19 protein-coding genes and 1 pseudogene are annotated in these 18511 nt (G+C 70.6%); 7 read left to right on the plus strand and 13 right to left on the minus strand.

Annotated elements, in window-relative coordinates; genetic code table 11:
- Nucleotides 1-103 precede the first annotated feature (103 nt).
- The 3 genes from C4J65_RS02325 to adh all read left to right on the plus strand — a co-directional run bounded on the left by C4J65_RS02325 (nt 104) and on the right by adh (nt 3779).
- A complete protein-coding gene (locus tag C4J65_RS02325) occupies nt 104-709 on the plus strand; it encodes an N-acetylmuramoyl-L-alanine amidase (RefSeq protein WP_115740850.1) in 606 nt (201 codons plus the stop codon).
- 153 nt (nt 710-862) lie between these two features.
- Nucleotides 863-2122 carry a GAF domain-containing protein gene (locus C4J65_RS02330; protein ID WP_115746260.1) on the plus strand — a complete coding sequence of 420 codons (1260 nt, stop codon included), beginning with the start codon at nt 863-865 and terminating at the stop codon, nt 2120-2122.
- Nucleotides 2123-2255: 133 nt separating this feature from the next.
- Entirely contained in the window at nt 2256-3779 is a 1524-nt protein-coding gene (gene adh, locus C4J65_RS02335; protein WP_115740851.1) for an aldehyde dehydrogenase, read from the plus strand.
- A 96-nt stretch (nt 3780-3875) separates the two neighbouring features.
- Here the strand turns inward: adh and C4J65_RS37010 are convergent.
- The 9 genes and pseudogenes from C4J65_RS37010 to C4J65_RS02380 all read right to left on the minus strand — a co-directional run.
- Nucleotides 3876-4034, minus strand: a pseudogene (locus C4J65_RS37010) (CocE/NonD family hydrolase C-terminal non-catalytic domain-containing protein); the annotation flags it as partial.
- Nucleotides 4035-4191: 157 nt separating this feature from the next.
- A complete protein-coding gene (locus C4J65_RS02345; protein ID WP_115746261.1) occupies nt 4192-5136 on the minus strand; it encodes an NADP-dependent oxidoreductase in 945 nt (314 codons plus the stop codon).
- A 101-nt stretch (nt 5137-5237) separates the two neighbouring features.
- Nucleotides 5238-6155 (minus strand): NADP-dependent oxidoreductase, encoded by a 918-nt coding sequence (locus tag C4J65_RS02350; protein ID WP_115740852.1) that lies wholly within the window; start codon nt 6153-6155, stop codon nt 5238-5240.
- 213 nt (nt 6156-6368) lie between these two features.
- Nucleotides 6369-6980 carry a GNAT family N-acetyltransferase gene (locus C4J65_RS02355; protein ID WP_115740853.1) on the minus strand — a complete coding sequence of 204 codons (612 nt, stop codon included), beginning with the start codon at nt 6978-6980 and terminating at the stop codon, nt 6369-6371.
- Between the two features lie 6 nt (nt 6981-6986).
- Nucleotides 6987-7553 (minus strand): peptide-methionine (S)-S-oxide reductase MsrA, encoded by a 567-nt coding sequence (gene msrA / locus C4J65_RS02360; protein WP_115740854.1) that lies wholly within the window; start codon nt 7551-7553, stop codon nt 6987-6989.
- Nucleotides 7554-7635: 82 nt separating this feature from the next.
- Nucleotides 7636-8205: a peroxiredoxin family protein gene (locus C4J65_RS02365; protein WP_240330362.1), complete on the minus strand. Its 570-nt coding sequence runs from the start codon at nt 8203-8205 to the stop codon at nt 7636-7638.
- A 25-nt stretch (nt 8206-8230) separates the two neighbouring features.
- Nucleotides 8231-8839 (minus strand): sigma-70 family RNA polymerase sigma factor, encoded by a 609-nt coding sequence (locus tag C4J65_RS02370; protein WP_240330363.1) that lies wholly within the window; start codon nt 8837-8839, stop codon nt 8231-8233.
- Between the two features lie 319 nt (nt 8840-9158).
- Nucleotides 9159-10997 (minus strand): BTAD domain-containing putative transcriptional regulator, encoded by a 1839-nt coding sequence (locus C4J65_RS02375; protein ID WP_115740857.1) that lies wholly within the window; start codon nt 10995-10997, stop codon nt 9159-9161.
- A gap of 214 nt (nt 10998-11211) precedes the next feature.
- Complete coding sequence (locus tag C4J65_RS02380) at nt 11212-11880, minus strand: TetR/AcrR family transcriptional regulator (RefSeq protein WP_240330364.1); 669 nt, start codon at nt 11878-11880, stop codon at nt 11212-11214.
- A 619-nt stretch (nt 11881-12499) separates the two neighbouring features.
- On the opposite strand from C4J65_RS02380, the gene C4J65_RS02385 reads away from it, so the two are divergent.
- The 4 genes from C4J65_RS02385 (at nt 12500) to C4J65_RS02400 (ending at nt 15782) form a co-directional block, all read left to right on the plus strand.
- Nucleotides 12500-12868 carry a DUF6479 family protein gene (locus tag C4J65_RS02385; protein WP_115740859.1) on the plus strand — a complete coding sequence of 123 codons (369 nt, stop codon included), beginning with the start codon at nt 12500-12502 and terminating at the stop codon, nt 12866-12868.
- A 65-nt stretch (nt 12869-12933) separates the two neighbouring features.
- A complete protein-coding gene (locus C4J65_RS02390) occupies nt 12934-14748 on the plus strand; it encodes an NHL domain-containing thioredoxin family protein (protein WP_115740860.1) in 1815 nt (604 codons plus the stop codon).
- Nucleotides 14749-15003: 255 nt separating this feature from the next.
- A complete protein-coding gene (locus C4J65_RS02395; protein WP_115740861.1) occupies nt 15004-15267 on the plus strand; it encodes a hypothetical protein in 264 nt (87 codons plus the stop codon).
- The gene (locus C4J65_RS02400; RefSeq protein ID WP_115740862.1) at nt 15264-15782 is read left to right on the plus strand and encodes a molybdenum cofactor biosysynthesis protein; all 519 of its coding nucleotides are present in this window, start codon (nt 15264-15266) and stop codon (nt 15780-15782) included. The genes C4J65_RS02395 and C4J65_RS02400 overlap by 4 nt, the downstream gene beginning before the upstream one ends.
- Before the next feature lie 70 nt (nt 15783-15852).
- Here C4J65_RS02400 and C4J65_RS02405 read toward each other — a convergent pair whose 3' ends face one another.
- From C4J65_RS02405 to C4J65_RS02420, 4 genes are all read right to left on the minus strand, one after another.
- Nucleotides 15853-16176: a DUF6510 family protein gene (locus tag C4J65_RS02405; protein WP_115740863.1), complete on the minus strand. Its 324-nt coding sequence runs from the start codon at nt 16174-16176 to the stop codon at nt 15853-15855.
- A gap of 1 nt (nt 16177) precedes the next feature.
- Complete coding sequence (locus tag C4J65_RS02410; protein ID WP_115740864.1) at nt 16178-16933, minus strand: ferredoxin reductase; 756 nt, start codon at nt 16931-16933, stop codon at nt 16178-16180.
- A complete protein-coding gene (locus C4J65_RS02415) occupies nt 16903-17502 on the minus strand; it encodes a molybdopterin-dependent oxidoreductase (RefSeq protein WP_115740865.1) in 600 nt (199 codons plus the stop codon). The genes C4J65_RS02410 and C4J65_RS02415 overlap by 31 nt, the downstream gene beginning before the upstream one ends.
- Before the next feature lie 268 nt (nt 17503-17770).
- Complete coding sequence (locus C4J65_RS02420; protein ID WP_115746262.1) at nt 17771-18235, minus strand: DUF5709 domain-containing protein; 465 nt, start codon at nt 18233-18235, stop codon at nt 17771-17773.
- Nucleotides 18236-18511 lie beyond the last annotated feature (276 nt).

Here is an 18511-nt window from a genome sequence, read left to right on the forward strand (position 1 = left end):
ATGTCGCTCTGTCGTGCCGCTCGGACATGTCGCTTCGTCATGCCGGACGGCTGAGCACCCACCCCCCACCGGGCCCAGGGCCCACCGACGAAAGGGCAATCCCATGGACAGGGAGAGGACAGCACCCGTTCCGACCAGGCGGCGGATCCTGAAGGGCGCCGCGCTGGCCACCGTCCCCTACACCCTGCTCTCCGGTACACGGGCCGCCGCACAGGCCCGTGCCGTCGACTACCCCTCCGCCGAGTGGCTGCCGGCGAGCACGTCGAACTACAGCCGGTCGAGCCGCCCCACGGCCTACCCCGTCGACTTCGTGGTCGTCCACGTCACGCAGGAGACGTACGCGGACACCCTGTCCATCTTCCGCGATCCCGCGAGGCAGGTGTCCGCCCACTACGTCGTCCGGTCCTCCGACGGCCACGTGGCGCAGTGTGTCCGCGAGACGGACATCGCCTGGCACGCGGGCAACTGGGACTACAACACCCGCAGCATCGGGATCGAACACGAGGGGTGGGTCGACCGGCCCGAGTACTTCACCAACGCCATGTACGAGCAGTCGGCCCGGCTCACCGCGGCGGTCTGCACCGCCTACGGCATCCCCAAGGACCGCACGCACATCATCGCGCACCACGAGGTTCCCGGCAGCGACCACACGGATCCGGGGCCGTTCTGGGACTGGACCCGCTACATCAGACTGGTCAACTTCGCCTGACCCCTCGCCGGGCCGTCGCCGGACCGTCGCCCGGCCTCGCCACCGGTCCACTCGGAACGCCACATTCGGGTGTCCGGCCGGTCGAAGTGGTTGTCCACGCGTACCCGCGGAGTCACGATGTCCCACACCGCCACACCGTCCGGGGAGGCCGAGTTGACTGATGCATGGCTGGCTCTGGAACCGGGGGCCGACCCCGTCGAGCGCGCGCGGGCACTGCGCCGGGCCCACGCGACCTTCACCGAGGCGGGGACGGTGCCGCGGCCCGTGCGGGCCGTGGTCGCGGACTCGTGGCGGCGGTCGGTCCGGGCGGGTGTCGGCCCGGACGGCACCGCGAGCGTGGAGCTGATGGACGGCGACCTCGGCGCCTACCGGGCCGAACACCCGCTGTCGCGGGTGATGCCGCTGGTCCGTGAGCTGCTGGGCACGTTCGCCGCGGACGGCGAGCATCTGCTCGCGGTGTGCGACGCGCACGGCAGGCTGCTGTGGGTCGAGGGGCATCCGGCCACCCGGCGCCGGGCGGGGCGGATGAACTTCGTGCCCGGGGCCCGCTGGTCGGAGTCGGCCGTCGGGACGAACGCGCCGGGCACGGCGGTGGCCGTCGGCCGTCCGGTGCAGGTCTTCGCGGCCGAGCACTTCATACGCCGGGTCCAGCCCTGGACCTGCGCCGCCGCTCCGGTGCACGATCCCCGCACCGGGCGGGTGCTCGGCGCCGTGGACATCACCGGCGGGGACGGACTGGCGCATCCGCACAGCCTGGGCTTCGTACAGGCGGTGGCACGGGCCGCGGAGTCCCAGCTGGCGCTGCTCGCTCCGGAGCGGTCCGGTCCTGAGACGGCCGAGCTGACCGCGCTGGGCCGTGACGAGGCCCTGCTGAGCGCGGACGGTCGCCGGGTACGGCTGAGCCGGCGGCACAGCGAGATCGTCGTGCTGCTGGCCCACCATCCGGAGGGTCTGACGGGCGACGAGTTGCTGTGCGCTCTGTACGAGGACGAGACGGTGCCGCCGGTGACGCTGAGGGCCGAGCTGGCCCGGCTGCGCGGCATCCTGGGTCCCGGCCGGCTGGCTTCCCGGCCGTACCGGCTCACGATGCCCGTCGAGTCCGACGCCTTCGTCGTCGAACGGCGGCTGCGGGCCGGTGCGATCACGGCGGCCGCGTCGGCGTACGCGGGTCCACTGCTGCCCGGCTCCCAGGCGCCGGCGGTCGGACGGTTCAGGCGCCGGCTCGCCGACGGTCTGCGCGCGGCGCTGATCGCCTGCGGTGACCCCGACCTGCTGGCCGACTGGGCACACGCGCCCTGGGGGGAGGACGATCTCGACGTGTGGCGCGCACTCGCGGCGGTGCGGCCCACGGCGGCGACGAGCTCCCGGCTCGCGGCGCTGGAGTCCGAGCTGGCCGCGCCCCACGCGTGGTGAGCACCCTCCGCCGGGCGCCGGACGACCGGGCGCCGACCGCGACGCGCGCAACGTCTGTGCAACGTCCCGCTTCCTAGCCTCGCGCGCAGAGCTGTCCAACGGCGGACAGCGCTCGATGAGGGAGGCAGACAGGATGACCCGTTACGCGGCGCCCGGCACCGAGGGCGCGATCGTCTCCTATCAGTCGCGCTACGACCACTTCATCGGCGGCGAGTACGTGCCACCGGCGCGCGGGCAGTACTTCGAGAACCCGTCTCCGGTGAACGGCCTGCCGTTCACCGAGATCGCGCGCGGCACGGCGGACGACGTGGAGCGGGCGCTCGACGCCGCCCACGAGGCCGCTCCGGGCTGGGGCCGTACCTCGGTGACCGAGCGCTCCGACATCCTGCTGAAGATCGCCGACCGCATGGAGGCGAACCTGGAGCGCCTGGCGGTCGCCGAGAGCTGGGAGAACGGCAAGCCGGTGCGCGAGACACTGGCGGCCGACATCCCCCTCGCCATCGACCACTTCCGCTACTTCGCGGGCGCGGTCCGCGCCCAGGAGGGCTCGCTCGGCGAGATCGACGACGACACCGTGGCGTACCACTTCCACGAGCCACTGGGTGTCGTCGCGCAGATCATCCCGTGGAACTTCCCGATCCTGATGGCGACCTGGAAGCTCGCACCCGCCCTCGCCGCCGGAAACGCGGTCGTACTGAAGCCCGCGGAGCAGACCCCGGCCTCGATCCACTACTGGCTCAGTCTGGTCGCGGATCTGCTGCCGCCGGGGGTTCTGAACGTCGTCAACGGCTTCGGCGTGGAGGCGGGCAAGCCGCTCGCGTCGAGCCCCCGGGTGGCGAAGGTGGCGTTCACCGGCGAGACCACCACCGGGCGGCTGATCATGCAGTACGCCTCGGAGAACATCAAACCGGTGACGCTGGAGCTGGGCGGCAAGTCGCCGAACATCTTCTTCGACGACGTATGGGCGCGGGACGACGACTTCCGCGACAAGGCGCTCGAGGGCTTCACGATGTTCGCGCTCAACCAGGGCGAGGTCTGCACCTGCCCGTCCCGGGCGCTCGTCCAACGGGGCAGCTACGCCGAGTTCATGGAGGCGGCCGTCGCCCGAACCGAGCTGATCAAGCCCGGCCATCCCCTGGACACCGACACGATGATCGGCGCGCAGGCCTCCAACGACCAGTTGGAGAAGATCCTCTCCTACCTGGACATCGGCCGCCAGGAGGGCGCGAAGGTACTCACCGGTGGTGAGCGGATCGAGCACGACGGCGAGTTGAAGGGGGGCTACTACGTCCAACCGACGATCTTCGAGGGCCACAACCGCATGCGGATCTTCCAGGAGGAGATCTTCGGCCCGGTCGTGTCGGTCACGTCCTTCGACGATTTCGACGACGCCATCAAGACCGCCAACGACACCCTTTACGGCCTCGGCGCCGGGGTGTGGACCCGCGACATGAACACCGCCTACCGCGCGGGCCGCGCCATCCAGGCGGGACGTGTGTGGACGAACTGCTACCACGCGTACCCCGCGCACGCCGCCTTCGGCGGATACAAGCAGTCGGGCATCGGCCGGGAGAACCACAAGATGATGCTGGAGCACTACCAGCAGACCAAGAACCTTCTTGTGTCGTACAGCCCGAAGAAGCTTGGGTTCTTCTAGAGCCGCGACTCGGCTGCCTGGAGGGGGCGTCGCCCTGCCGGGCAGCCGCAGGGCGCAACAGAGCACCTCTGCCCCGGCTACGCGGGCGAAGCGGTTCGCCGTGTCGGGGGCGGCGACCTCGATCTCGTACACCTCGACCGGAGTGAGCGGCTCCGGCTTCTCGTACGAGCGGTGGAAGCGGCAGCGGAAGATGCCGTCGGTGAGGTTCATGGCGAAGCCGTGCGGACAGTCGGCGTTGGGCCGGCGACTGGGCAACGACGTCCTCGCAACCGTGGCACGGTGAACGCGACGGCGAGCACGAGGGCGAGGCTCCGCGGGCCGTTGTCGGTGACCGCCGTCTCGTTGTGGGAAGTGGGCCGGATCTGCATGGAGCGGCTACTTGGGCGCCTCGGCACCGACCCCGCGTCGGTACTCACGGACGAACGTCGATGACCGTCTTGCCGCTGATCCGCTGGGGTGAGTTGAAGGCGTCGACGGCATCGTCGAGGGTCGCCACTCGGCCGATGTGCGGCCGCAGCCGCCCGTCCCGTACCCGCTGGGCGATCTCCCGCAGTTGTGTGCGATCGGGTACGACGACGAAGTCGACGACCCGGCCGGCCGCCGGTCGTGCCTCGGGCCTGCCGACGACGCTCACCAGTGTTCCTCCGGCTCGGACCAGTGCGGCGGACCGCCTCCCGATGTCACCCCCGAAGACGTCGAGGACCAGATCCACCCCACCAAGGTCCTCCAGCGCGTCGCGCTCCAGGTCGACGAACTCGTGCGCGCCGAAGTCGGTCGCCGCACGACGGTGGCCGGCGCGTCCGGTGCCGATGACGTAGGCGCCGCCGTCACGTGCCAGCTGTGTCGCCACGGAACCGACCGCGCCGGCCGCTCCGTGAACGAGGACGCTCTGGCCCGTGCGGAGGTGGCCGTGCTCGAACAGTCCCTGCCAGGCCGTCAGGCCGGCCATCGCCACGCCCGCGCCCGCCGTGAAGGCGATGTCGCCCGGCAGCGGCGCGAGGTTGCGCGCTTCGACGACGACGTACTCCGCCAGGGTGCCGTCGCGGGTCCAGTCGGTGAGCCCGAACACCCGCTGCCCCACCGACAAGCCGGCAGCTCCATAGCTGAGAGAAGTGACCACACCGGCCACTTCGTGGCCGGGGATGGACGGCGTCCGCTCACGACCGAGGCGGTCGAACCAGGTGGAGGGCCACTCCAGCTCGTTGCCGGTGAATCCCGACGCATGCACCTCGACGACGACATCGCCGTAGTTCGCGCCCTCCAAGCCGGCGAGTTTCGCCGCGTCCGGCGCGGGGCGTTCGGCCAACCTCATCCCCGCGGTCCCCGCGGTCCGGTCGGTCACCACGATTGCCTTCATGTGCATACCTCTCCCGTTGACACAGCTCGGGTCGCCGCCCCCGTCCGTTCGCCGGACAATTCTTCGGCCCCGAGTCGAACGTCGCCGTGCGTGCCGCCTTCCTACCGGCGGACACGGATGACCGTCTTCCCCTTGACCCGCTCCGCCGGGTTGAAGGCGGCAACCGCGTCGTCAAGGTCCGCGACCTGGCCGATGTTCGTCCGCAGCCGGCCTTCCCGGACCCGCCGGACGACCTCGGCCAACTGTGCGCGGTCTGCCTCGACGACGAAGTCGACCGCCAGACCGTCCTTGGGCTGGGCCTCGGGCGGACCTGCGATGCTCACCAGCATCCCTCCCGCTCGGACCAGACCTGCCGACGTCTTCCCGATGTCCCCGCCGATCACGTCGAACACCAGATCCACTCCGCCGGCGTCTTCAAGCGCTTCGTTGTCCAGGTCGAGGAACTCGTGGGCGCCGAAGTCCAGGGCGTTCTGGCGGTCGGCGGCGCGCCCCGTTCCGATGACGTGGGCGCCGGCCTCGTGGGCGAGCTGCGTGACCACCGAGCCGACACCACCGGCCGCGCCGTGCACCAGAACGGTCTGCCCGACCTGGAAACGGCCGTGCACGAACAGCCCCTGCCACGCGGTCAGGCCGGAGATCGGCAGGCTCGCACCCACCGTGAAGTCGACATCGCCCGGCAGCGGCGCGAGGTTGCGGGCTTCGACGGCCGCATACTCCGCCAGGGTGCCGTCGCGTGTCCAGTCCGTGAGACCGAACACCCGCTGTCCCACCGACAGCCCCCTGGTGCCGTAGCCAAGGGCGCTGACGACGCCGGCCACCTCGTGGCCGGGAATCGACGGTGTGCGGTCCCGGCCCAGCCGATCGGTCCAGGTACCGGGCCACGTCAGCTCGCCGGGGGTGTATCCCGACGCGTAGACCTCAACGAGCACGTCGTTTCCCGCGGCCTCCGGCTCGGGCCGGTCGGCCAGGGTCATTCCGGCCGCTCCCGCGGCCTGATCCGTCACCACGATCGCTTTCATCCCGCACCTCACTACGATCAGTTCGTGCCTGAGCGGCATTCTCGGTTCATCAGTAGTAGCGACACCGGACCACGGCGTCTTACCAGGGAGCTCGAAGAGGGCGTGAGCGCGTCGGGGAAACGGTCGGGGGCCGCGGCGTCGACGGGTCAGGCCGGAGGGTCGCCCCGCCCAGCGGTCCCACCGCTCGCTTGGTGCCCGACCGACCGCGTCCTGTCACGCGCCCTCTGCGAGTGAGCGGCGCCCGGGCAGGGGCGGGACGTCCAGGTCCCCCTCTCGCAGCCGATAGACCTGCAAGGTGAGCCCGTAGTACTTGTCCGTCTCGCCCACCCATTCCATGCCCACGCGCCGGGCCGTCGCGATTCCACGCGTGTTGCGGGGGCGCACCACGGCGAAGACCTCGTCCACCCCGGCCGTGAAGGCGTAGTGGGCCACGCCGTGGCCCGCTTCGGTTGCCAGGCCCCGGCCCCAGAAGGGTCTCGCAAGCTGCCAGCCGATCTCCAGGTCGACACCGTCGGGTGGCAGTGGCAGGATCGCGGCCCCGCCGACGAGCCGGCCGGTCTCCGAGAGCTCGATGGCCCAACGACCCGCGGGGGGTTCGAGGCGCGAGCATTCCTCGATCCACCGGCCGAGCACTCTCGCCATGGCATCGCTGTCGGGCACCGTCTCCATGGCCGGGGCCAGCCATCGGGCGACCTCGTCTTCGCCGTACACGGCGACATCCCCGGCAGCATCGTTTGTCGACCACCGCCGCAGCACGAGCCGTTCGGTCTCGATGCGGGCATCGTCGACCCGCACACGATGCTCGCGATCTGACGGACCAGACATCTCTGCTCATCCAAACCTTCGGGCCGTGGGGTCGGCGGCGATCCCACCCGGCCGGCCGGCAACCTCCGGTGGCGCCTGGGGCAGCTTCCAGCTCTCCCGAACGAAGTGGCACGTGTAGCCGTTCGGGTAACGCTGAAGATAGTCCTGATGCTCGGGTTCTGCGATCCAGAAGGTTCCGGCGGGCACCACTTCGGTGACCACCTTGCCGGGCCACAGCCCGGATGCCTCGACGTCGGCGATCGTCGCCTCGGCGACGCGGCGCTGCTGGTCGTTGAGGTAGAAGATGGCAGACCTGTAGCTGAGGCCGACGTCGTTCCCCTGTCGGTTCGGCGTGGTGGGGTCGTGGACCTGGAAGAAGAACTCCAGAAGACCGCGATAGGTCGTTTGGGACGGGTCGTAGGTGATCTCGATCCCTTCGGCGTGGTTCCCGTGGCTCCGGTAGGTCGGATTCACGACCTCGCCCCCGGTGTAACCGACACGCGTCGCCACAACTCCCGGGAGCGATCGGAACAGTTCCTGCACCCCCCAGAAGCAGCCGCCGGCCAGCACTGCTTTCTCATTTTCCGTTGCCATGCCGCACTCCCTGCCTACGAGACTCCCTGCCTACGAGGTTCACCTGATTGGCTTCCTCGGCCGCGGACTCCTTACCTTGTTGTCACTCCGCGTGTTCGCCCAAGTAGCGGACCAGGCCGAGGACGTCGTCCGGCACGAGTCGTCCGACGGCTCCGCTGGAATAGACACTGACGACGACGTTTCCAGAGGGGTCGAGCACGAACCCGGTCGACTGCAGGTAGGTGGGTCCGCTGTTCACGAATGCTCCGGTCGCGGCCGAGATCGCCCCCGCGTCGGCGCTGTGGCCGACCGGAAAGGTCAGACCCAGCTTCGTGATCAGTTCCGCTGTCGTCGCCTCGCCGTCGACGGAGAGTGCGACGACCTTGACGCCGGCCTCCGCCAGGCGCTGATCGGCCCGCTGGAAGGCGCGCAACTGGGCGTTGCAGTACGGGCACCAGGATCCGCGATAGAACAGCACGACGCCGTAGCCGTCTCCGAACGCGTCCGGCAGGGTGACCGCCCCACCGCCCGTCAGGTGCAGGGTGAGGGCCGGGAACGGGTCTCCGGGGCTGAGCAACGGCATCACTGTCTCCTCATGATCTGTCGGGTGCTTGACGGTCACCAGAACGGACGGCGCCGGATCCCAGCGCCGTTCAGCCTGCTGCGCGTGCATGGGGTCGCGAGGCAGACGGGAACGGTCAGACAGGCCCCAGGTGGCCCTCCGCGACCAGCCTGGCGCGCAGCTTCTTGCGTGCGTCGAACATGGTCTTGTAGAGAGCGTTCCGGTTCGTCTCCAGCTCGTCGGCCAACGTCTCCAGGGGGGTCCCCTTGAGGACGACCTCGGTGAAGACCTGGCGCTGCCGGATGCTCAGTGCTGTGTCGACGGCATCCTGGACGGCCTCGACCAGCTCTTGTGCCTGGCAACAGCTGACCGGGTCGGCTCCGGAGCGGTCTGGTACCTGCGCCCACTCCTCCAGGTCGAAACGGGCAGTCGACACACGCCAGAAATGACGGCTGAGCTTGCTGGAAACCTCAAGCACCACAAACCGGAACGCCCAGGTGGTGAACCTTGCGTCACCACGGAAGTCGTGGATCTTATGCGTGATCCTCATCAAGGCGTCAGCAGCCACCTGATGGGCGAGGTCATTCAGCTCGGGTCCCGTGATCCGATAACGGCATCCTCGGCGGAAAACGTCATCCATCGCGATCCGGACCAGCAGCGCGTGCAGGCGCGCACAGGTCGGCTCGTATTCCGCTCCGCTCCGGTCCTTCAGCGCATCGACCCACGCGGCGGATTCCGGATCCAAGGACCCCGGCCGCCCGGATTTCCCTTCCGTCCGAGTCTCCTGGTCACCTCCGGCGGCGCTGCTTGAACCCGAGTGACACGACTGTCCGGCATCCGCAGGGTGCATGGCTCTCAAATCCCCAGGTCATCTCGTGTGAAAGAGCCAACCACGCCCGCATCTACAGACCGTCTACGCGAAGTCGCCACTCGACCCCCCGGGACAACTCCGCATTTCCCCTGCGGTCTGCCACGGCTGGGCAGCGCGGGGAGGCAATCCTCATGAAAGCGACCATGAACGGGTACGTACTCGGCTTCCTGTCGCCAGTGCGCACCGACGGGCGTCAGGCCCCCGGAGCCCGGCCGGGTGCCGCGAGCCGCTCGGCGGCGAACGCGGCGACGAGCCGGTTCCAGCTGTACCTGCCTGGCCCGACCTCTGAGATGAGGTGTGCGTGGACCAGCCGCGGCAGCGTCTGCCGGACCCGGTGTTCGGGCTGGGCGACCATGTGCGCGGCGTCGGAGGCGGCGAACATGGCTCCGGGCGCACCACTGAGGGCACGGAAGAGGGAAGCCGCCTCCGGATCCAGCAAACCGTAGGACCGGGCAATCGAGGCACGGACGTCGAGTACCGGGTCCTCGTCGCCGGCGAAGGCGTCCAGGGCGCCGTGTCCGGACGGAGCGCACTCGTCGGCCAGGCTCGCCAAACGCATCTGGGGGCGGTAGGCCGCGCGGGCTGCCACGTTGGCCAGCGCGAGGGGGAGGCACCCGGCGAACTGGATCATACGGTCGACGGCCTCCGGCTCGGCCGCGGTCCTCGCCGCGCCGAGGCGACGGGCCAGGAAACTGCGCGCGTCGGCCTGGCTCAGTGGCAGCAGGGTCAGTGGGAGCGCCTGATATGCCGCCACCAGCGTGTGCAGCTGCATGCGACTGGTGACGAGGGCCATGGAACCGGGGCTCCCCGGAAGGAGGTCCTTGAGCTGGTTCGTGCTGCGGGCGTTGTCGAGCACGACGAGCATGCGACGCGTCGCCAGCAGGCCGCGGAACATCAGCCCTCGGGCCTGCGCGGTCTCGGGTACGGCTTCCGGCCGCACCCCCAGGGCGTGCAGGAAGCCCGCGAGTACCTCAGCGGGGTCGCGGGGCTCGGCCTCGGCGTCGACGCCGTGCAGGTCGGCGAAGAGTTGTCCGTCGGGGAAGCGATCGGCCAGACGGTGGCCGGTGGCTGTGGCGAAGGCCGTCTTGCCGACCCCCGCCATCCCGCCGACGACACAGATGGCCACCGAGGACGAGACCGCCGCGTCGTCCGCCAGCCGCTCCAGCTGCTCCTGCTCCTTCTCACGCCCGACAAGGCTGGGGAGACCGGCCGGCAGCTGCGCGGGCGCCCGGGGCGACGCGGAGTGCCGCTCGCGGACCGGGCCGTCCGTGCTCCGCGGAAGCCGGAATCGCCCGGAGAGAATGCGCTCGTGCACCTGCTGCAGCTCCGGTGAGGGGTTGACTCCGAGGCGCTGACGCAGCAGGTGGCTGGTCGTGTGGTAGATCGTCAGGGCCTCGGACTGCCGTCCCGCTCCGTACAGGGCGGTCATGAGCAGACCGCAGACGCGCTCGCGCAGCGGGTGTTCGACGAGCAGAGCGGACAGCTCCGCGGCGGCCTCGGCAAAGCGCCCCCGCTCCACTTCGCAGGCCAGCTGCTCCTCGGCGCAGGCGAGTCGCAGCTCGCCCAGCACGCTTCGCTGCATGGCGGCGAACGGTCCGGGCACGCCGGCCAGAGCGACGCCCTTCCACATTCCGAGGCTCTCGGACAGCAGGTCCGCTGCCAGTGCGAGGTCTCCTCCGCCGCGCGCTTCGCGCGCCTTGGCCGTCGTCTGCTTGAAGCGGTTCAGGTCCAAGCCGTCCGGTCTGACATGGAGCAGGTAGCCGCCGTCGACGAGCCTGACGAAGCTTTCGCTCCGCTCGCCGAGGGCCTGCCTGAGCCGGTAGACGTATGTGCGCACCGAGCCGACGGCGGAGGGAGGAGCTTCGTCGCCCCACACGTCCTCCACCAGCGTCGAGAGGCTGACCGGCCTGCCCGCTCTGAGCAAGAGCGAGGCGAGGACCGCGCACTGCCTCGGCTGGCCGGCCGCCTCCTCGACTCCTTGCCTGTGCAGTCGGACCGGGCCGAGGACTGAGAACTGGATGCCTGTGTGCATGGCTCGTACCGCCCTGAGGCCTCGAGGATGTGTTGCCCGGCCGTCCGCGAGAGGGACCACCTTCCTCGAACATACCGCAGGGCGCGTCGAATTTCTGGACTAAATAGTCCCTTCCAAGGTGGCCATACTTCACTTTCCGCGACAACTTTGAACGCATCCGTGCCAAAGGACGTGGCGTGCGCGGAAGGCAATGCCCGGGCGCCCGCCGACGCCGTCAGCGCACGCCGGCGCCGACCTCCGGCGGCGCTTCCCCGGCGGGAGCCGCGTGCGCCTTGACGTGGGCGATCGCCATGTCGAGGGCGATGCGCATCGGCTCGACGTCCCGCGCCGTCTGCGCGAGGAGGTAGCCACCCTGCAGCGCCGCCATGAGGCCGGTGGCGAGCCCGCTGACGTCGGCGTCCGCCCGGAGGACTCCCGAGTCCCTCATTCTGGCGAGCCCGGCTTCGAGGAGGCCTTCCCAGGCTGCGAAGTGCCGGGCCATCGCCCTGCGCACCTCCTCGTCCTGGTCGGCCAGTTCGCTCGCCAGAGAACCGAGCGGGCAGCCGTAGGCCCCGTTGTGCAGCGCGTTGCGCTCGATCAGCGCATCACGCCAGCGTTCCAGTCCACGGAAGGAGCTGAGACGCTGCAGGTGTTGGTGCTGGCGCTCGAGCACTTCAGCGGCCCGCAATGCGACGACGTCCCGCATCAAGGCGTCCTTGTCAGGATAGTGGCGGTACAGCTGGGACTTGCTCGTTCCGCTGGCCGCCCTGACGTCGTCGAGCGTTGTGAGCGCCACACCTTTGACATACATCATGTCGGCAGCAGCCGTCAGGATGCGCTCTCGAGTGGCTCGCCCTCGCCCGGTGAGCCGAGAGTCGCCGTTTTCCCGCACCCGTCCTGCCACGTCGGCCAGGTTAACTCCCGCAGAGATTAGCAGGTCGATACTGGACTACATAGTCCATTGCCAGTGTGGCAATGGACCGGGCCGCCCCTCACCTCCACCGGGGCTGCCACCCGTCGGCGAGGTGGCGTGCGTGGCGCACGACGCGCCGTCCGCGGGTAAGGAGCACGGCTCCGCCGACGCGAATCAGCTGGGCGGAGACCGCGGGTCCCCGTGGGACCACAGGAGGACGGCACCATGACCGAGAACCTCGACGGCCTGCCGGCGGAGGACGGCGCCGAAGCACCGGCCGACCGGATCACAGTCCGCCCTGCCACCGGGCCCCGCAGGCGTTCCCCGTCGATCGCCTCGCCGCACTGGACGCCGCTGACGCGGGCTCGCCCCCGAGGCGCTGACCAGGCACGGCTCCGAGACGGAACGAGCGCTCACGCTCCTGGCCCGCGTCGAGGTCGCTCGTCGCCCACGTGCCCCACCTCTCCTCACGCGCCGTCCGTACCGCCCCGCACCGCAGCAGGGCGCGCGGACACGGACGTACGGCGAACCGGCAGCCCACCGCTCGCTTCACCGACGAAGCGGCACGTTACTGGCGTTCCACACCGGATGAGAGGGACAGCAACATTCCATGAACACCGAAGCGTACGAACCACTCGCCGCGTCCTCACACACGCTCCCGACGGTCGCCTTCGTCGGAGGGCTGGTGATCGCGGGTGCGTTGGTCTGGGCCGTGTGCCTGGGCGTGAGAGTCATGGACCGGGAGCCCCGGCGTCCCCGCGCCGAGGAGCACGGCATGCTCCCGGCGACCGGGGCCGTGCACGAGGAGTTCGAGAGGCGCGAGCCCGACGAGATCCCGCCGGCGGCGGACGGTGCCCCGCGACTGCGGCCGTACCAGCTCCGTCACTCCCCCAGCCGTCGGAGCGAGGACCAGACCCGTCGTCGCTGGCTGCCGGGTTCCAGCGGAGCCTTCGGCAGCGGCGGGCCCGGTCACGTATGACGGGCACTCCGAGGCTCCCGCCGCACCGCAGGCGCGGCACTCCGACCGTGTGGTTGGCTTGACGCATGGCCAAGCGCATACGGGTTCGCGCCCCTGAGCTGGAGGGCAGGGGCGGCTGGATCAACACCGGCGACCGGGAGCCGACTTTGGCGGCCTTGCGCGGGCGGATCGTGATCGTCGACTTCTGGACCTTCTGCTGCATCAACTGCCTGCACGCCCTCGACGAACTGCGCGGGCTGGAGGAGAGACACCGGGACACCGTTGTGATCGTCGGTGTGCATTCACCGAAGTTCGTGCACGAAGCCGATCACAGGGCCGTTCTGGACTCCGTCGAACGCTACGCCGTCGAGCACCCCGTGCTGGACGACCCGGAGTTGGCCACCTGGAAGCAGTACGCGGTACGCGCCTGGCCCACCCTCGTCGTGATCGACCCCGAGGGCTACGTCGTCGCCCAGTACGCGGGCGAGGGACACGCGCCCGCCATCGAGCGGCTGGTCGAGGAGTTGGAGGCCGAGCACCTGGCCAAGGGCACACTGCGACGCGGCGACGCCCCGTACGTCGCGCCCGAACCGGAGCCGACGATCCTGCGCTTCCCCGGCAAGGCGCTGCTGCTGCCCTCCGGGACGCTCCTGGTCAGTGACACCACCCGGCACCAACTGGTGGAGCTGGCACAGGACGGTGAGAGCGTCGTGCGGCGGGTCGGGAGCGGAGAGCGGGGCTTCGCGGACGGTGCCGCCGCCAACGCGTCCTTCAGCGAGCCGCAGGGCCTCGCTCTGCTCGACGACGGCTCGGTGGTCGTCGCCGACACCGTCAACCACGCGCTGCGCCGCTACGACCCCGTCACCGGCGACGTCTCCACCCTGGCCGGCACGGGCCGGCCGTGGATGCGTGGGGAACCCACGTCCGGACCGGGCCGTGCCGTCAGCCTCTCCTCGCCCTGGGACGTCGCCCTGTGGAACGACCGGGTGTGGATCGCCATGGCCGGCGTGCACCAGCTGTGGGCCTACGACCCGCGGGACGGCAGCGTCGCCGTCACGGCGGGGACGTCCAACGAAGGACTCGTCGACGGGCCCGGCGACGAGGCCTGGTTCGCGCAGCCGTCCGGGCTGGCGGCGTCCGGGGAGAGGCTCTGGATCGCCGATTCCGAGACCTCCGCACTGCGCTGGGTCGACCTCGACGGCACGGTCCGAACGGCCGTCGGGACCGGACTGTTCGACTTCGGGCACCGAGACGGTCCGGCCGGCCAGGCCCTGCTGCAGCATCCGCTGGGCGTGACGGCCCTGCCCGACGGCTCGGTGGCCGTCGCCGACACCTACAACCACGCCCTGCGCCGCTACGACACGGCGACCGGCGAGGTCAGCACGCTGGCCACCGACCTGCGCGAGCCCAGTGACGCCGTAGTCGTCGGGGACGACATCGTGGTCGTCGAGTCGGCCGGGCACCGGCTGACCCGGTTGCGCCTGCCGCAGGAGGCCGTGCGTCGGGCGTCCGCCGGCCCCCGCACCCGACGGGACGTGACGGAGGTGGCACCGGGCATCCTGCGACTGGAGGTCGTCTTCCGAGCGCCTCCCGGACAGAAGCCGGACACGCGATACGGGCCCTCCACCCGGCTCCTGGTCTCCGCCTCCCCACCCGAACTGCTGCGCACGGGGGAGGGTGCGGACGCCGGCCCGGCCCGCTTGCTCGAACTGGACCCGACGGTTCCGGAGGGTGTGCTGCACGTGTCCGCGACGGCCGCGTCCTGCGACGACGACCCGGACATCCCGTTCCCGGCCTGCCATGTCCACCAGCAGGACTGGGGCATCCCGATCCGTCTCGCCGACGGCGCGGCGGGCAGCCTGTCGCTCGTCCTGGCCGGCCCGGACGACGCCTCCGCCTGACACGGCCGTGGGGTCCCGTTCGGATCGGTGCCGCGAGACACGCGTGGATCCAGCCGTGCTCCGGACGGCTCTCCGAGGTCGTGCCGTCCACTGCGCCTCCACTGCGCGTCGACACCCGGTCGCGCGGCCCGCCACGTCCTGGTCCGCCGGACTACCATCGGGCGGGCCAAGAGGACCGCAGCCCGATCGACCGCAGCCCGATCACGTCCTGTCGGCCCTCAACGGTTCGCTTCGCCAGGGAAGGGCGCGGGAGAGATGACCAGTGCGCTGGACAACCGGTCCGACGCAGTGCCGACCGCCATCACCGATACCACGACGCGGGGCCTCGGCGTTGGCGTCGGCGTCGGCGTCGCACCGATCTTCTCGGTGGCGCGCCACCAGCAGGTCGCGGGCGCCTACCCGGCAGCCCTCGAAGGGGCCACGGACGCCGCGGCCGAGGTCGCCACGTGCGTCGTCGGCCTGATCGCCCCAAAGACGGTGAACCGCACCGGCACAGGAGTGGAGTCCGCCTCGACATGAGTACCCCCGGCAGCCCTCCCCGCGAGGTGGAGGTCGTTCAGCTGCTCGTCTCGCCGGTGCACCGGTACGCCGGACGCCCGGCCGACGGCGCGGCGGCGGACCCGGACGGTGGCCTGGTCGAGCAGGTCGAGGTGCGCAGCCGGCTGGGGATCGTCGGCGACCGCTACTTCGCCCGGCCGGCGCACCGGGACGCGGCAGTCACCGTGATGGCCGTGGAAGGCCTGCCCTTCGGCGCCGATCTCGGGCAGACCCGCCGAAACGTCCTGCTCCGTGGCATCGACATCGACTCCTTCATCGGCCGGACCATCGAACTCGACAGCGGCGACGGCCCCGTGGCGCTGGCGGTCAACCGAGCCGCACGGCCCTGCGCATGGATGGACGCCGTCATCGGGCCGGGCGCACAGCGGGCACTGCGGGGCAAGGGCGGTGTCCGGTGCACACCGCTGACCGACGGTGTGATCCGTGTCGGCAAAGCACGCTTTCGCGTCCTGGAGCAGCCCGACGACGGCACGTAGCGCTGCGTCGGGCTGTGCGCGCGTTCGGAACGGCGGCCCGACGGCCGGGAACGCCTGTGCGCCCCCGTCGTCAGGCCCCTTGGACGCCCGCCTCCCCCAGCGGGATCGACAGCAGGCCGACGCCGGTCATGTCGAGGCATGCGGCGCCCCTCGCACGCACCATGCGCAGCACGACTCCGCCGCACTGCTGACAGCGCGCGACGAGGCCCGGGGCCTTGTCGTACACGTACAGGCGGGCGAGCGGACCCGTACAGCCGCAGTGTGCGCACCGGCTCGTCGCGGCGGTGACGTCGACGGCGAACACCTCGGAGAGGGGACCCGCCAGAGCGTTTCCGTCGATGTGTCCGTCAGGGACGCCGTCCGCGTCCGGTTCATCCGTCCTCGTCGGCGTCATCTCAACCTCCACTGTCGCCGAAGCGTTCGGTGCGGACACGCTCCGGCGCGTGTCCGAGCAACACCAGATAGGCGGCCGCCTTCTCGACGAACCCCGTGGGCCCGCACACATAGCAGGTCGGCTCGAAGTCGGGGGGCCAGCCCTTTCGTGCAAGATCGTCGGGCGTGATGCGACCGGGAGGGCGCGGCGCGTCGGCGGGCGTCTCCCGGGTGTAGAGAAGGGTGGTGTCCAGCCCCGGAGCCCCCATGCGGAGCTCGGAGCGGTACAGCAGGTCTTCGGGGGTCCTCACGGAGTACAGGAGCCGAAACGGCGTCCTGCTGCCGGCTGCCTCGCGAGCGCGGACCATGCTCATCAGCGGGACGAGGCCGGAGCCGCCCGCCACGAGCAGTACCGGCTCCGTCTGCCTGTGGTGCCAGACGAACCAGCCACCGACCGGGCCGCGCAGTTCCAGCTGGTCGCCGGGGGCGAGTCCGTCGACCAGATAGGGCGACACCTCACCGTCGGGCAGGCGCTGGACAGTGAGCTCGAGGCGGCCTTCCCCGGGCGCGGAGGCGATGGAGTAGCTGCGCTGGGTGCTGTACCCGTCCTCCGCGGTCAGCCTGACGTCCACGTGCTGGCCGGCCGTGTGCCCGGGCCACTCGGGTACGTCGAGCTCCAGTGTCACCGCTGTGGCGGATTCCGCCCGGCGGCCGGTCACCTCGGCGACTCGCCACCGGAGCCGCTCTCCTAGTCTCCCTGGTACCGCTGTTCCCGCCATGGGTCTCCGTAGTTGTGGTAGCCGGCGCCTTCCCAGAAGCCGGGGACGTCGCTCTCTGTCAGCCGGATGTCCCGCACCCACTTCGCCGACTTCCACAGGTACAGGTGCGGGACGAGGAGCCGTGCGGGCCCTCCGTGCTCGGGCGTCAGGTCACCGCCGCCGTATCCGTAGGCGATCCATGCCTTGCCGTCGAGCAGATCGGCGAGCGGAATGTTGGTGGTGTAGCCGCCGTAGGAGCCGACGAGGACGTGCTCCGCCGCGGTCTCCACGTCCGCCAGCAGGACGTCCAGGGAGACGCCCCGCCATTCGGTGCCGAACTTCGACCATTTGGTCACGCAGTGCAGGTCGACCGTCGGGGACTCCGCCGGCAGGGCCATCAGGCCGTCCCAGTCCCATGTGCGCCGCTGCCCCGTCTCCGTGGTGACGGACAGCTCCCAGGTCTCCCGTGGCACACGGGGGGTGGGTCCGGCGGACAGCACGGGGAAGCTGGTGGTCTCGTACTGACCGGGCGGCAGTCTGGCACTTTCGAGCGGCCTTCGGCCGTGGAAACCTCGCGAGACGATGGCCATGCTCGCCGTCCTTCGCTGTCGGTTGTCGATGCCGTCGTGACGGCCCTGTGGGATGGGCGTCAGCGGGCGGCGGCTTCTTACCTCACGCCGCCCACGAGGCCCGGGCCCGGTGCATCCCGTTCCGGCCCTGCCGTGGCAGCCTGCTCGTGCCGTTTTGTGGGTTTGCCCCACTTCCACGCTACCCGGGCTGTCGGGCATCCGCCGCCGCTGCCGTCCTGTCACCGCGTGCCGACTCGGTTCGCGCGGCGGCGGTGGACGGGGGCGGCGTTCAGTAGTCGTCGTCCGCGTCCGGCACGATGTGGACGGCCGCCTCCTCCGCGGAGGACGCGCCGCCGTCGATGCCGACGTCCCGCGCCCAGTAGTCGTCACCGTCGTAGCCGGTGGTCGCGATGCCGGTGTCCCGGCCCAGGAGGCGCCCCGCCCGCTTGGCGCCGACCTGGTCGTCGATGAGCTCTCCATCCGTACCGACCGTGTCGCCGAGCCCGTCGCCGTCGTCGTCGGACGGGTCGTTCTCGGGGAGCTCCCGCCGCAGCCGGTGCGTGAGGTCCTCGTGGGAAGCTCCCTCTCTTGCGGTGAGTCCCCAGTCGTTGACGGCGAACGGTGATTCGGCCGGCGAGTAGCCCCGGTCGAGAACGTCCTCGCCGAGCTCGTCCTCGTCGTACCCCTCCTGCGAGCGGAGTGGGTTGGAGGCCGAGGGATCCTCGAAGGAGGGGAAATCGTCAGAAGCAGTCATCACGGCCTCCATGCCATGGACGGAGCGATGTGAACGCCGATGCCTTCGGGCCGCGGCGGGGTGGACGGCTCCATTCAAGGGGTGAGGCGTCGACCGGACGTCTACCGGAGATGGTCCCCCTGCCCGCCGGGCCGAGGAACGCTCGCGCCGCCCCAGCCGCGCGCCCGGTCCCGGCTGCCGGGATGACCGGGGTCGATCAGTTCCTCGTCACGTGGCTTCTCTTCGGTCGGGGGATCAGTGCGGTTGGCCTGCGCGCAGAGCCTGAATCTCCGTACT

This window comes from Streptomyces sp. CB09001 (genome assembly GCF_003369795.1).
Taxonomy (GTDB): Bacteria; Actinomycetota; Actinomycetes; order Streptomycetales; family Streptomycetaceae; genus Streptomyces.